At 39.6% G+C, this 14,260-nt stretch carries 11 protein-coding genes; 6 read left to right on the top strand and 5 right to left on the bottom strand.

Going from position 1 to position 14,260, the window contains the following annotated elements; genetic code table 11:
• Positions 1 to 44 precede the first annotated feature (44 nt).
• Together BQ7314_RS05365 and BQ7314_RS05360 are read left to right on the top strand one after the other, a co-directional pair.
• On the top strand, positions 45 to 1,382 hold the full coding sequence (locus tag BQ7314_RS05365) for an IS701 family transposase (RefSeq protein WP_174482679.1): 1,338 nt from the start codon (positions 45 to 47) through the stop codon (positions 1,380 to 1,382).
• Between the two features lie 102 nt (positions 1,383 to 1,484).
• The gene (locus BQ7314_RS05360) at positions 1,485 to 1,673 is read left to right on the top strand and encodes a hypothetical protein (RefSeq protein WP_174482678.1); all 189 of its coding nucleotides are present in this window, start codon (positions 1,485 to 1,487) and stop codon (positions 1,671 to 1,673) included.
• Between the two features lie 27 nt (positions 1,674 to 1,700).
• Here BQ7314_RS05360 and clpB read toward each other — a convergent pair whose 3' ends face one another.
• A complete protein-coding gene (gene clpB, locus BQ7314_RS05355) occupies positions 1,701 to 4,277 on the bottom strand; it encodes an ATP-dependent chaperone ClpB (protein WP_174482677.1) in 2,577 nt (858 codons plus the stop codon).
• 400 nt (positions 4,278 to 4,677) lie between these two features.
• On the opposite strand from clpB, the gene BQ7314_RS05350 reads away from it, so the two are divergent.
• Positions 4,678 to 4,914: an SDR family NAD(P)-dependent oxidoreductase gene (locus BQ7314_RS05350; RefSeq protein WP_174482676.1), complete on the top strand. Its 237-nt coding sequence runs from the start codon at positions 4,678 to 4,680 to the stop codon at positions 4,912 to 4,914.
• Positions 4,915 to 5,207: 293 nt separating this feature from the next.
• On the opposite strand, the gene BQ7314_RS05345 is transcribed toward BQ7314_RS05350, so the two are convergent.
• The 4 genes from BQ7314_RS05345 to BQ7314_RS05330 form a co-directional block, all read right to left on the bottom strand.
• Complete coding sequence (locus BQ7314_RS05345; protein WP_174482675.1) at positions 5,208 to 5,963, bottom strand: peptidoglycan DD-metalloendopeptidase family protein; 756 nt, start codon at positions 5,961 to 5,963, stop codon at positions 5,208 to 5,210.
• 7 nt (positions 5,964 to 5,970) lie between these two features.
• Positions 5,971 to 6,450 carry a DnaJ domain-containing protein gene (locus BQ7314_RS05340; RefSeq protein WP_174482674.1) on the bottom strand — a complete coding sequence of 160 codons (480 nt, stop codon included), beginning with the start codon at positions 6,448 to 6,450 and terminating at the stop codon, positions 5,971 to 5,973.
• Between the two features lie 354 nt (positions 6,451 to 6,804).
• Positions 6,805 to 8,535 carry a bifunctional protein-serine/threonine kinase/phosphatase gene (locus BQ7314_RS05335; RefSeq protein ID WP_174482673.1) on the bottom strand — a complete coding sequence of 577 codons (1,731 nt, stop codon included), beginning with the start codon at positions 8,533 to 8,535 and terminating at the stop codon, positions 6,805 to 6,807.
• A 106-nt stretch (positions 8,536 to 8,641) separates the two neighbouring features.
• Positions 8,642 to 10,120 (bottom strand): NarK family nitrate/nitrite MFS transporter, encoded by a 1,479-nt coding sequence (locus tag BQ7314_RS05330; RefSeq protein WP_174482672.1) that lies wholly within the window; start codon positions 10,118 to 10,120, stop codon positions 8,642 to 8,644.
• A 303-nt stretch (positions 10,121 to 10,423) separates the two neighbouring features.
• Here BQ7314_RS05330 and nirB point away from each other — a divergent pair, with 303 nt between their 5' ends.
• Genes nirB through BQ7314_RS05315 form a run of 3 tightly spaced genes read left to right on the top strand, consistent with a single transcriptional unit; the run spans position 10,424 to position 14,218 of the window.
• Positions 10,424 to 12,961, top strand: coding sequence for a nitrite reductase large subunit NirB (nirB, locus tag BQ7314_RS05325; RefSeq protein ID WP_174482671.1), 2,538 nt, complete (start codon positions 10,424 to 10,426; stop codon positions 12,959 to 12,961).
• Positions 12,961 to 13,293: a nitrite reductase small subunit NirD gene (gene nirD / locus BQ7314_RS05320; protein ID WP_174482670.1), complete on the top strand. Its 333-nt coding sequence runs from the start codon at positions 12,961 to 12,963 to the stop codon at positions 13,291 to 13,293. Before nirB ends, nirD begins: the two co-directional genes overlap by 1 nt.
• A 4-nt stretch (positions 13,294 to 13,297) precedes the next feature.
• Positions 13,298 to 14,218: a PhzF family phenazine biosynthesis protein gene (locus BQ7314_RS05315; protein WP_174482669.1), complete on the top strand. Its 921-nt coding sequence runs from the start codon at positions 13,298 to 13,300 to the stop codon at positions 14,216 to 14,218.
• Positions 14,219 to 14,260 lie beyond the last annotated feature (42 nt).

Genomic DNA, 14,260 nt, shown 5'->3' with positions numbered 1-14,260 from the left:
ACATTGTTCTAAGCAATTGATTATACAAACAAAAGACCTCATTCATGTTCATTTTACGCGATCTTCTTCTCCCCCTGCAAACTCATTTTTCCGACACCAAACTTGGCAAGGAACGTGCGTCGTTATTTGTCTACACGCTCTTGGCCATTATTGTGCCGTTTACGTCATCCATGAGCTCTAATTTATGGCGAGGATTAGGTGTTTTGTTTGGGATCGACATTAAAAAGAAACGATTCTATACTTTTATGGCCTCGTCAACGCTACCGTGGAAAAAGCTATGGCGCTCCACTTGGGGGCTTATTGATTCGCCTGAAACAGAGGGCAGATTATTGCTTGCACTTGATGACTCCATCAATACAAAAGTGGGGAAGAAAATATTTGGTTGTGAACAAATCTTTGATCATGCCGCGAAAGCTAACCAAAGCGACTACCCGTGGGCACAAAATATTGTTTCGGTGGGACTGCTGAAACGAGTACATGCGCGCTGGGCTTGTTTGTTTTTAGATTTTCGTTTCTACTTGCCCAAGAAAACGATTGAGGCTAAATACGATAGAGTGAAGATGAAAGGAAAAATACTGCCTTTTAAAACCAAGTTATCTCAAGCCGCTGAGATGATCGTTGATATTGGCGAGCATTTCTCAGAACCTCCCCTACTTGCCGTAACCGATAGCTGGTTTGGCAATGCCGGTTTGTTAAAGCCAGTCCGTCAAGTGATAGGTGAACGTTTTGATATGCTATCGCGTTTACGCTGCAATAATGTATTGTATGATTTTCCAGAGCCAAGAAAATCAGGACAACGCGGACGGCGTAAAAAATACGGTCAACGGCTGGGTTCAGCAACGGAAATGGCCAGCACTTTTCAGGCAGAAGCCATTGAATATTCAGTTAATCTCTATGGTAAACAGCGTACCGCTCGTGCTTATGATCGTATTGTCATGTCGAAGAGCTTGAAATGTCCAATCCGTGTTGTATGGGTTTTTCGTCGGACACAATGGATTGCTTTATTTTCTACTGACTTGGAGTTAACGGTCATCCAGATGATTGAATTTTATGGTGCGCGTTGGAAGATAGAATCGGGTTTCAAGGAATTAAAGCAGGATATGGGGAGTCAGAAAAGTCAGTGCCGTACAGCTCAATCGGTCACCAATCATTTGAACTTCTGCATGATGGCGACAACGATCACTTGGATTTATGCTGACCGATTAAAGACCAACCCTGAACGCAGACATAAAGTGAAAGGAAGGACAAGTTTTGCCTTCTCAGATGTTCGGCGTATTATTGCGGAAGCGGGATTGGATCCGGATTTTAGTAGGCTTTGCCCCAAACCTAGCAACTCCCCAGTTAATTCTCTCGTCGCCACGCTATTACGCATGGTGGCTTGATGAATTTTTGGGAAACTTCAGATTTAAGTGAGTGCTGCGCTAGTATTTTAAATAAATTAATTACTGAATAAGAAAATCAATATGAAGTTAGGACAAAAGATTGTGAACTCTACGTTGGGTTGGTTGCTGGCGATATTAAAAGCCGTTGTCGTATTATTTATTTTGGGTATTGCAAAAGTTACTTTACGTACTAATCCTGATATTGCATTTCCTGTACTCGGAGCTGCTGTCATGTTCTTTTTGATATGGTATTTTGCACCTCAGATAAAGCGATATTTAAATAATGAGTAAATATTCAGAGTTTCTGTAGGAGCGTATTTAGGTTTTTATGAATCTAAGAACTCCTTCTTGCTCGTCAACATTAATGGTATCTTCTGCGGCAAATTTACCACTTAAGATATCTTGTGCTAGCGGGTTTTCCAAGTCTTGTTGAATGGCGCGTTTAAGCGACCTTGCGCCAAAAGCGGGATCAAACCCAGCTTTGCTGATTTTATCTAAGGCGGCCTCAGACATAGTTAGCTGTATATTTCTACCAAATAAACGAGTGCGTAAATGTTCAATCTGTATTTTTGCAATCGAGCGGATATGTTCAGCTGTTAAAGGGTGGAAGACGACAGTTTCATCAATACGGTTAATAAACTCAGGCCGAAAATGGCTACCGACCACTTCCATAACAGCTTGTTTCATGGCTTCATAATTACCTTCGCCTACTAGTTCCTGAGTAAGGGCAGAGCCAAGGTTTGAGGTCATGATGATAACGGTATTACGAAAATCAACCGTGTGCCCTTGACCGTCAGTCAAACGCCCATTATCAAGCACTTGCAATAGAATGTTAAAAACATCGACATGCGCCTTTTCAACTTCATCTAATAAAACAACGGAATAAGGGCGGCGGTGCACAGCCGTTGTTAAATAACCGCCTTCTTCATAACCGGCATAACCTGGGGGAGCGCCAACTAAACGTGCGGCTGAATGTTTTTCCATAAATTCAGACATGTCAATACGAATCATGGCATCTTCGGTATCAAATAAAAAGTTAGCTAAAGCTTTGCAAAGTTCAGTCTTACCAACGCCAGTTGGCCCTAAAAATAAGAAAGAACCATTAGGGCGGCTTGGATCAGATAATCCAGCACGCGAACGACGCATAGTATCGCTGACAGCTTTAAGCGCTTCAGGTTGGCCGATAACGCGTTCTGCTAAGACTTGTTCTATATTTAGCAGTTTGTCGCGCTCGCCTTCAAATATTTTAGCGACTGGAATGCTTGTCCATTTAGACACAACTTCAGCGATTTCTTCTTTTGTGACATTATTGCGTAATAATGTCATTTCCTGCATTTCTGCTTGAGAAGCTAAATCAAGCTGGTACTCTAATTCGGGAATTTTACTGTATCGTAGCTCAGACATAAGTATTAAGTCATTGCTGCGCTGTGCTGTTTTTAATTCAGTACGGGCTTGCTCTAATTTTTCTTTAATATTTGCTGAGCCTTGTATCGCGGCTTTTTCTGCTTTCCAAGCTTCTTCTAAATCGATAAATTCTTTGCCTAATTCCTGAATTTTATCGTTTAGAGTGGCTAGGCGTTTTTGGGAGGCTTTATCAGAATCTTTTTTCGTCGCTTCATGTTCAATTTTTAATTGAATTAAGCGACGCTCTAGCTTATCCATGACTTCAGGCTTGGAATCTAACTCCATGCGAATGCAACTAGCCGCCTCATCAATTAAATCAATGGCTTTATCGGGCAGTTGGCGGTCAGCAATATAGCGAGATGACAATTGTGCTGCAGCAATAATTGCTGGATCAGTAATAGCAACACCGTGATGCAGCTCGTAACACTCTTTTAAGCCGCGTAAAATCGCAATAGTGTCTTCAACAGAAGGTTCGTCGACTAATACTTTTTGGAAGCGCCGTTCTAATGCTGCATCTTTTTCTATATATTGGCGGTATTCATTCCATGTGGTTGCGCCAACGCAATGTAATTCACCGCGCGCTAAGGCAGGTTTAAGCATATTACCCGCATCTATCGCACCTTCAGCTTTGCCGGCACCGACCATGGTATGTAATTCGTCAATAAATAGAATGACTTGACCTTCTTGTTGGGCTAAGTTATTAAGCACTGCTTTTAGGCGCTCTTCAAATTCACCGCGAAATTTTGCCCCAGCAATTAAGCTCGCCATATCCAGTGCTAAAAGGCGCTTACCTTTGATACCATCAGGTACCTCGCCATTAATAATGCGTTGTGCTAAACCTTCAACAATGGCGGTTTTACCAACGCCTGGCTCACCGATTAACACAGGGTTATTTTTTGTGCGACGCTGCAAGACTTGAATAGTGCGGCGTATCTCATCATCACGGCCGATAACAGGGTCTAGCTTGCCTTGTTCGGCGAGCTCCGTTATGTCAATCGTATACGTTTTTAACGCATTAAGTTGATCTTCTGAGTTTTTATCATGGAGGTGTTCACCGCCTCGAGCGTCATTAATTGCTTTGTTAATTGCTTGTTGGTTTACGCCTGCTTGCTGTAAAGCAATGCTCAGTTGGCCTTTATTTGTGCACGCGGCTAATAAAAAAATCTCACTAGAGATAAAGCTGTCATTATGTTTTTGTGCTAACTTTTCAGTTAGGTTGAGCTGCCTTGCTAAGTCATTAGAGATTCGCACAGCAGTGTCCGTATCAGAAATTGCTGGCATACTTTTGAGCGATTTCTTCAGTGCATTCACTAGTTTTGGGGTGTTAGCGCCTACTCGTGCCAATAAAGGCTTAATGCTGCTACCTTGTTGCTCAAGCATAGCTAAAAGAACATGTGTACTTTCAATAAATTGATGGTCTTTTGCTAATGCTAAACTCTGTGCATCGTTAAGAGCACCTTTGAATTTTCTGGTTAGTTTTTCTGGATTCATGATTTACTCCTCAAAAACTGATACTACTAGCTTGGGGCAGGGGACTTTCAAGCAGGAGTATAGCTTGTTTTTCTATATTTTATCTCAACCAGAGTGAATAGAGGGGGGGATAAGTGATGGTTTTTAGTACTATCCATGCCGGTATGAAGGATTTTGTTCTATTGTTTTTTTCAGCCTTACCCGGTCTAAACATCCCATAACTAGAATAAATCTGACTTGGCTTGTTAATGTATGTTGACTGACTTTCTTAAGATTTCTTATGCGAAATGAAGTTTTTGATGTTTTAAGAGTGGGATTGAAACTATGTGGTACTAAAAACTTATTGGGTTATGCATTTATAATTTGAATTCAGGTATATTGCTATCTTAAAGAAATAAAATTAAAAATACAGGAGCAGAATATGTCAAAAATAGCGCTAGTAACAGGCAGTAACCGTGGTATAGGGCTTGAATTATGTGCTCAATTAAAACAACGAGATTTTGATGTTATTGCTGCTTGTCGACAGAGTTCTCCGGCGCTGGATGCTCTGGGTGTGGAAGTAATTGAGAGTGTTGAGGTGAGTGACCTCAAAAGTATTGCTGGTTTAGTTGCTAAATTGAGCGATCGGCATGTTGATTTGAACGCAGACATAAAGTGAAAGGAAGGACAAGTTTTGCCTTCTCAGATGTTCGGCGTATGATTGCGGAAGCGGGATTGGATCCGGATTTTAGTAGGCTTTGCCCCAAACCTAGCAACTCCCCAGTTAATTCTCTCGTCGCCACGCTATTACGCATGGTGGCTTGATGAATTTCTGGGAAACTTCAGCTCAGCAATAAACGTCTTATTTTCTTCAGTACTCATTAAGTCTTCCTTCACTATTAACTCCTACTTCTTGTCATTCACAGAAATAAAGCACCAAACCCTAGAAAGTTTAAGCACTTACAATAAAGTTTATTTTGATAAATATATCACGGGATTAACGGGCTTTCCGTTCTTCCTAATTTCAAAGTGTAATGCGGGCTTACCATTCACGCCCACCCCCATTTCAGCTATCAATTGTCCCTTTTTAATTTTTTGTCCTTCTTTGACTAACAAGCGGCGATTATGCGCATAAGCACTCAAATATAAATAATTGTGCTTTATAATAAGAAGTTTCCCATACCCAAGTAAACCACTACCGCTATAGGCTACAACCCCTGACTCAGCCGCCTTAATTTTCTGCCCAACACGCCCAGAAATATCAATCCCCTTACTTCCTGTAGAATAAAAATTTCGTACTATTTTTCCGGTCACTGGCCACTGCCAGTGTAACTTTAACACCTTTTTATTACCCGTTGAAATACTAGTATTTTTTTTCTTTATTTTTTTTTTCAATACCTCTTTAGTCGGCATAGACTTAAATAACTTTAATTTCTGCCCAATATAAAGTTTATATGGCGAATAAATATTATTCCATACCGCAAGTCGCTTATAGCCATGCCCCGACCTAAAACCAACGGAATATAAAGTATCACCTTTTTTTACCTTATAATATGAACTACTCGTCAAATCACGTTTTTTCGGCTGAATAGGCGCTTGAGATTGAAATCCCGCACAACCACTCACAAGAAAACTTAAAAAAAGCAAAAGAAACCACCGATTTAAAGAACACGCAAAGGATTGCCAGCCAAGCACCTTACCTCTAAAAAGAACATTACAAAGCAACATCGCCTGTCTATTTCTTTAACAAAACATCTTTCGCTTGATTAATTTGCGCAGCAAGGTAGCTAGACCCACCACGGTCAGGATGATTTTTTAAAATTAGTTTCCGGTGCGCATCAATAATCTCTTGCCTTGTTGCTGTTGCATCAATACCCAGGATTTTATAAGCTTCCTTAACCGTTATTTCGCCTTGATTAACAGGCCTTCCTGTTTCCTTTTGCTTATTACGCCACAAAGCCCACAAACGCTGCAATTGAGGCGCATAGCGCAAAATCACTGGTATAAAACGCAGTACAAATGCAATGGAAACACTTAACACCGCCAAAATCCAACTCAAGCGCCCATTAAGCGCCAAAATGATGAAGCATAATAACAAGCCTAGCAAGGCGCTTTTCTGCATATACCGCTTACGCTCATGAGACTCTTTTTTTAAGCCTACTCTAAACCAGAAAAAAGCAGCAATTACAATAACTAAAAAATAAATCCTAATCAATGTTTTCCCTTTATTTATAGACGATGACTTGACCATTTTCCATTGCCCAATAAATAAAATCAACATCAAGGTATTAAAATACTTGATACATCAAGCGATAGATTTTCTAACTCATACAGCAAAAAAATGCTTCGCTACACAATCAACATTAAACACCAAGATTGAACACCAGTAGTACTCTGGAGTATTATTGAATCCCCCCAAAATAAATCTGTTACAACTGCTTCATCCCCTTTAAGAAAAAGGGGCCTTTTTACCACCCAATAAACAACTTTCTCATAACGACAGTTACCTGCTTCCTATATTGCAGGCAAAACATGTCAAGATGAAGATAAACGCCACTACAGCACTCACTCAACGCGCGAAAAGATAATATAGCAGTACTGCATTTACTAACATCAACACCCCACTTAAACCCTTCCAAAATACTAGTGGGTTACGTTCCATCAAGGGTATATTGTCTGCTTCACTTAAAAAACTAGCATTGGGGTTATTCAAGTCATATAAAAATTCAGACAACTCATCATAGCGGCCTTGCGGAGAAATTGATGTAGCTTTTTTTAGCGCACCATCAATCCATGCTGGCACCATGGCATTTTTTTGAAAACTTGGCACGTACACTAACTTAGATAGGTTAATTTTATTGGGCTTCTCTGGTATATCCCCCCCGAAAGGCAAAGCACGATTAATCATTTCATAAGTAATCACACCCAAAGAAAATAAATCTGATTTAACGGTACCACGCTGCCCTAAGTGATATTCAGGAGCCGTGTAATTAAGCGTCCCTAAGACATTATCTTCCTGCTGATCCAAAGGGGTTATTTCAGAAATACCAGCAATTTTTACTGACCCAAAATCAATAATTTTTACCGTACCAGACTTATCAATCATAATATTTTCAGGTTTTAAATCCTGGTGTAGCATTTCCATTCGATGAAAAGCACGCAGGCCTTTGGCAATCTGTTCAATAATAAGCCTGACTTCTCGTATATAGGGCTTGGGGTGGCTATCCATCCATTCTCTTAAGGTTTCACCCTCAATAAATTCAGTCGCATAGTAGATACAACTTTTTGCTCGATCCGAGCCAAATACCTGAAGTACATTTTTATCTTTAATTCGCTTTCCTGCCCATTCTTCATGCAAGAAATGCTCAATATAGTGAGTATCATCTTCATATAAAACAGAAGGGGTTTTTAAAATCACCTTAGTCTTGGTTTTGGTATCAAATGCACGATAAATTTGTGTACGCGTGCTCGCATGTAATTCAGCCTCAATCTTATAACCATCTAATACCATACCAACTTCTAATGGCGGCGGAAAAGGTAGGTTATCATATTGACGTAATACCTCATCTTCTTTCGCTAGTGGAATATTATCAATTCTAAAAAGCTGACAACTAAGGTTATCATCACTGTTATTATCACTCGCTTGTTGTACAATTTTCTGAGCGATAGACTCCAAGCTATCATTTGACTGTAATAATATTTTCAGTGTTTTTTCGGCAATAAAATCATGCACACCATCAGTGCTCATAAAAAACATATCGCCTTTTTCTAAAGGAATGGCCTTATAGTCAACTTCTAACCTAGGCTCTATCCCCATAGCGCGGTTCAAATAATTTTTTTCATCTGAAACCCAAACACGGTGATCACGAGTTAATTGCTCTAAATTACCCTCACGTAAACGATATATACGTGAGTCACCAATATGAAATAAATGAGCAGTAGTTGATTTAAGTACTGCAATACTTAAGGTACTCACCATACCTTTAGCTGATTCATAGCGCTGCTGCCCCTGACTATAAAGCCAAGAATTAGTTGCAGATAAGATTTTTTGCCCAGCTTGCTTAACAGACCAAGAGTCAGGCGTACTGTAATAATCACTTAAAAAACTAGCGACGCAACAATGACTCGCCTCATGCCCAGCATCACTGCCACTCATACCATCCGCAATTGCGATAGCAATGCCTTTGTGTGTTAATTGCGCTCCTTCCGGAATTAAAGCACCTAGGAAATCTTCATTTCTCTCCTTAATACCTTTGTCACTGCTGGAACCGATGGATATTTTGAGAGTTGATGTTGTCATGATTTACCCCAATTACTTATAAGTTTTCACCCAGTTAGCTAATTATTACTATTAGCCTTTCTGTACTGAGAAAGTTAAGTAGAAATTTTAAAAATATTAATTAAATTCAATCCAATTCAATCATTTCCACTGTTCCATCCTCTTGAACTTCAACCATATGCCCTTTAGGTTCTTCAATAAACTGTACAGCAACCAAAACAATCAAAGCACCACCAGCAATAACAGTAAAAAATACGGAAGGATCCACAAACGATAATACAGTTAAAAATATAACTGCCCCGACATTACCATAAGCACCGACCATACCCGCAATTTGTCCAGTCATGCGACGCTTAATTAAAGGTACCATCGCAAATACAGCCCCCTCGCCTGATTGCACAAAAAATGAGCATGCCATAGTTAAGATAATAACACCAACAATTGGCCAGTCAGGCGTGATAAGTGATAAACAATAATAACCGACTGATAAGCCAATAATGAAAATAGATAAAGATAATTTACGACCAAATGTATCACTAATCCAACCCCCTGTAGGACGGGCGATTAAGTTCATAAAAGCAAAGCCTGATGCGGAAAGCCCTGCCTGTATCATAGTTATACCTTGCGAATCATGAAAGGTATCATAGAAAAACATCGGCAACATCGAAACGACCGCTAATTCAGAACCAAAAGTAATCAGATAAGCTAAATCCAATATAGCTACCTGTTTAAATTTATACTTATGGATTTCATCAATCGGCTGCATTAAATGCTCTTCATTAACATGTACGATTTTGTATACGTTATAAAAGAATAATACCCAGATACCGACATAAATTAATAAAGCTGAAAAGCCTGATAATAAGCTTACGCCAGCAGGTGATAACTTCCAGGTTAATAGGGTTAGCGTTGCGTATAAAGGAATTGTCATTAGGATATAAAAGAATAAATCCCAAATGCTTGTGACTTCCATTGCCCCTGCTTTTTTCGGTTTAAAATAGGTTGAGCCTTTAGGCGTATCAGTGACACTAAAGAAATATATCACTGAATAAATTAATGCAATAATACCCGTTATCGAAATCGCATAACGCCAGCCTTCAGGTCCACCAAACATCAGCGCTAAAGTGGGTAATGTCATTGCTGCTGCCGCAGAACCAAAATTCCCCCAGCCACCATAAATACCTTCAGCAATACCAACTTGTTTAGCAGGAAACCATTCACCGACCATGCGAATACCAATCACAAAGCCAGCACCAACAAAGCCCGATAAAAATCGAGCTAAGGCAAGCTGTTCAAAACTATCAGCAAAAGCGAACATAAAAGTCGGTAAACTACCTAACGCCAATAATATAGAGAAGGTACGTTTAGGACCAAATTTATCTACCAAAATACCAATGACAATTCTAGCAGGAATTGTCAACGCAACATTTAAGATCAAAATAGTCTTAATTTCAGCTTTACTCATTCCTAAGCTATCAGCAATCACCAGCATTAAAGGAGCATGGCTAAACCAGACAACAAAGGAGATAAAAAATGCAAGCCAAGTGGTATGCAGGATTTTCATTTTTCCTGAAAAAGAAAAAAAGTTTAACGATTGTGCGCTCATGCGTCCTCCTAATTAAAGATTAATAACATCTTTATAAGCACTATATATGCCAAAAATATAACCCAATGATATTTAATATATATTATTGAATTAAAGAGGTAATATCATGGGTCAAGTATCGATTTAGTGAGGCGCCTTAAGCAAATAACTTATAATGCACCAGTTAAGCACTCAAATCGCACTATATCGGTGCACCTTCTTCTTTCAGGTCCAAAATAGATACAGAAAATCAATATATTATGATATGGCACAATATGTGCTTACATAACAGCAACAAGACTTAAGGCACACATGAGGTAAGGCATGAGCAATAAACAAACATTAATCGTCATTGGCAACGGCATGGTAGGACATAACTTCCTAGAAAGCCTTGTTGCTAGTGATATAAGTGATAATTATGAAATTGTTACTTTCTGTGAAGAGCAGCGACCTGCTTATGATCGAGTGCATCTAACAGAATTTTTCTCAGGCAAAACAGCCGAAGACTTATCAATGGTCACAGAAGGTTTTTTTGAAAAAAATAATATAAAAATTCACTTGAATGATAAGGCTGTCGCTATTGATACGGCCAATAAGTTTGTGACATCTGAAAAAGGTATCACTATCAGTTACGACAAATTAATCTTAGCAACAGGATCTTATGCTTTTGTCCCCCCCGTCCAAGGACATGACCGTGAAAATTGTTTTGTATATAGAACGATTGAAGATTTAGAAGCGCTAACAGCAGCCGCTAAAAATGCAAAAGTTGGTGCAGTCGTAGGTGGTGGCTTATTAGGGCTGGAAGCAGCAAAAGCACTTAAAGATTTAAACCTTAAGACTAATGTTATTCAGTTTTCACCCCGTTTAATGTCTGCACAACTTGATGCGGGTGGTGCACAAATGCTGGCCGCTAAAATTGAAGCATTAAATATTTCAGTATTGACCAGTAAAAACACGCAAAAAATTATTGATGGATCAGAATGCAAACACAAAATGTTGTTTGCTGACGGCACGGACTTAGAAACAGATATTATTTTATTTTCTGCGGGTATCCGCCCCCGCGATGAAATTGCACGTCAAAGTGGCATTGAGGTCGGTTCGCGCGGTGGAATTGTTATTAATGACCAATGTAAAACATCTGACCCTGATATTTATGCGATTGGTGAATGCGCTGTCTGGAAAGGAGAAACGTTTGGTTTAGTGGCTCCAGGCTATAATATGGGGCGTACTGTTATAGCTGATTTATCAGGGCAGGAAGCTAGCTTTAAAGGTGCGGATATGAGCACTAAGTTAAAACTAAATGGTGTTGATGTTGCTAGTATTGGTGATGCGCATGCGAATACAGAAAATGCCATTGTTTATCAATACCAAAATGGCGCAGATGAAATTTATAAGAGCCTAGTTGTGAGTGCAGATAAGAAAAAATTACTGGGTGCAGTACTCGTCGGTGATGCCTCAGGTTATGGCACTTTATCGCAATACTATCTTAATGGCATCGAACTACCTGAACACCCGGATAGCTTAATCTTACCAGCTCGATCTGATGAATCTGTTGGCTTAGGCCCTGATGCGCTACCAGAGTCTGCGCAAATTTGTTCATGCTTTGATGTTACTAAAGGGCAGATTTGTTCAGCAGTAGAAAGTGGCTGCCATACCATGGCTGAATTAAAAGATAGCACGAAAGCTGCTACAGGTTGTGGCGGGTGTGCTGCATTATTAAAATCTGTACTCGATTGTGAATTAGAAAAATCAGGTTTTGAAGTAAATACGGATATCTGTGAGCATTTCGCTTATACGCGCCAGGATTTATATAACCTGATTATGGTTAATAAAATTAAATCATTTAATGAATTATTAGAAAAATACGGTAAAGGCCGAGGTTGCGAAGTTTGCCGCCAAGCCATTGGCTCTATATTAGCTTCCTACTGGAATGATTATATTTTGCAGCCTGAACACCTCAGCCAGCAAGATACCAATGATACCTTTTTAGCCAATATGCAAAAAGACGGGACTTATTCAGTCGTACCACGGATGACAGGCGGCGAAGTGACACCTGATGGCTTGATCGCTATTGGTAAAATAGCGAAAAAATATAAACTGTATACCAAAGTAACTGGAGGACAACGAGTCGATTTATTTGGTGCTCGAGTTGATCAATTACCGCTTATCTGGAAAGAGTTGATTGATGCGGGTTTTGAGTCAGGTCATGCTTATGGAAAATCTTTAAGAACCGTTAAATCTTGTGTTGGTAGTACTTGGTGTCGATTTGGTGTTGATGACAGCGTTGGGTTAGCGGTTGAACTAGAAAATCGTTATAAAGGGCTACGCTCACCGCACAAAATTAAATTTGCTGTATCGGGCTGTACGCGCGAGTGTGCTGAAGCACAAAGTAAAGACATCGGTGTGATTGCGACCGAAGGCGGCTGGAATCTCTATGTTTGTGGTAATGGTGGTATGAAACCTCGCCATGGTGATTTATTTGCTACAGATTTAGATAAAGAAACATTAATTAAATATATTGATCGTGTATTAATCTTTTATACACGAACGGCTGACCGCTTACAGCGTACTTCCGTATGGATGGAAAATATGGAGGGTGGCTTAGATTACCTGAAATCAGTTGTAATTGATGACAAGTTGAATATTTGCGCTGATTTAGAAGAACAAATGCAACATGTCGTAGATACCTATCAATGCGAATGGAAAACAACAATTGAAGATGAAAGTAAGTTAAAGCGTTTTCGTCACTTTATTAATAGTGATAAAACAGATGAAAATATTATTTTTGTTGAAGAGCGAGGACAAATTCGTCCTGCTAATGAAGATGAACGGCAGCATTTTGCCTTAGTGGAGGAGGTATAATGAGTAAATGGGTGGATATTTGCGCAGTCACTGACCTACCAGCGGATTCGGGAGTTTGCGCCTTGGTTGAAGATAAACAAGTGGCAATTTTTTATATGCCAAAAGACAATGCCGTATTTGCAATAAGTAATTATGATCCTTTTGGCAAAGTTCACGTATTATCACGTGGCTTATTAGGTGATATTAAAGGCGAACCGATGGTTTCTTCACCTCTCTATAAACAGCATTTCAGTTTACTAACTGGCAAATGTTTTGAAGATGAAAACGTCTGTATACCTGTCTATGCAGCCCGTATTAAAGATAACCGCGTAGCAGTCAGTCTAGAGGAATAACAGAATGAATTATACTTATTATATTGCCGATGTTTTTACTAATCAGGTTTTTAGCGGTGCGCAAATTGCAGTTTTCCCTAATGCTGAAGGGTTAAATCTCACACAAATGGGATTAGTAGCCCGTGAATTAAACTTATCAGAAACCGTTTTCTTGACCCACAAAAAGGGTGTAGAGAATCACTACACCATGAAAATATTCACCCCCCGAGGTGAAGTAGATTTTGCAGGTCAAACAATTATTGCAGCTGGGTATATTTTAGCAGCCTGCGGTAAGCTTCCGGCTGGTGAGGCACACACAGCGGTTGTTTTCGAACAAAACACCGGAGAAATTCAGGCTAGCATCAGTCACTCTGAAGATAAGCAAAACTTTATTCAGTTTGCACGCACAGTCTCCCCTGTTGTGGATTATTACGCACCTAGCGAAAATGAAATTGCTAGTTTCTTAGGGATAAATCAAGCGCATATAGATACAAAAAAATATGCAGCACGCCTTGTTTCTTGTGATGTTCCTTATTTAATTGTGCCTGTTTATTATTATGAAACAGTACGTAATGCAACGTTTAACTTTGCTGCGTGGAGCCAATCTATCGCGCCACAAACAGCAGCACAAGAAATTTTAATTGTCTCCCCCAAAACCCCCTACCAAGACTCAGATTTTGCTGCGCGTCTAGTTGGGCCAAATATTGGTGCTCATGAAGATCCTCCAGTAGGTTCGGCAATACCCGCGTTAGCCGCCTATTTATGCTCTTTCGAGCACATGCAAAAAGGAACTTATACATTTGCAGTACAGCGAGGTGATGACAAAATGCGCCGTAGTATTTTAAACCTAGAAATGGATCACAAAGGAGAAGATACATTAAATTTACGTGTTGGTGGCGAAGCAGTAATGGTTGCTGAAGGAACTATCTTTATTCCGCAAAGCTAATTTTTATTTAGGAATGGGAATGCAATAACTTATACCTTATGA

The sequence above is a fragment of the methanotrophic endosymbiont of Bathymodiolus puteoserpentis (Logatchev) genome (assembly GCF_900128525.1).
In the GTDB taxonomy this organism is placed as follows: domain Bacteria; phylum Pseudomonadota; class Gammaproteobacteria; order Methylococcales; family Methylomonadaceae; genus Methyloprofundus.
This window is presented reverse-complemented; position numbering and strand designations above follow the sequence as displayed.

Excerpts from the sequence above, each read along its gene's own strand:
- BQ7314_RS05365 (WP_174482679.1), top strand. The coding sequence starts at position 45 with ATGTTCATTTTACGCGATCTTCTTCTCCCCCTGCAAACTCATTTTTCC.
- clpB (WP_174482677.1), bottom strand. The coding sequence starts at position 4,277 with ATGAATCCAGAAAAACTAACCAGAAAATTCAAAGGTGCTCTTAACGAT.
- BQ7314_RS05350 (WP_174482676.1), top strand. The coding sequence starts at position 4,678 with ATGTCAAAAATAGCGCTAGTAACAGGCAGTAACCGTGGTATAGGGCTT.
- BQ7314_RS05345 (WP_174482675.1), bottom strand. The coding sequence starts at position 5,963 with ATGTTGCTTTGTAATGTTCTTTTTAGAGGTAAGGTGCTTGGCTGGCAA.
- BQ7314_RS05335 (WP_174482673.1), bottom strand. The coding sequence starts at position 8,535 with ATGACAACATCAACTCTCAAAATATCCATCGGTTCCAGCAGTGACAAA.
- BQ7314_RS05330 (WP_174482672.1), bottom strand. The coding sequence starts at position 10,120 with ATGAGCGCACAATCGTTAAACTTTTTTTCTTTTTCAGGAAAAATGAAA.
- nirB (WP_174482671.1), top strand. The coding sequence starts at position 10,424 with ATGAGCAATAAACAAACATTAATCGTCATTGGCAACGGCATGGTAGGA.
- nirD (WP_174482670.1), top strand. The coding sequence starts at position 12,961 with ATGAGTAAATGGGTGGATATTTGCGCAGTCACTGACCTACCAGCGGAT.
- BQ7314_RS05315 (WP_174482669.1), top strand. The coding sequence starts at position 13,298 with ATGAATTATACTTATTATATTGCCGATGTTTTTACTAATCAGGTTTTT.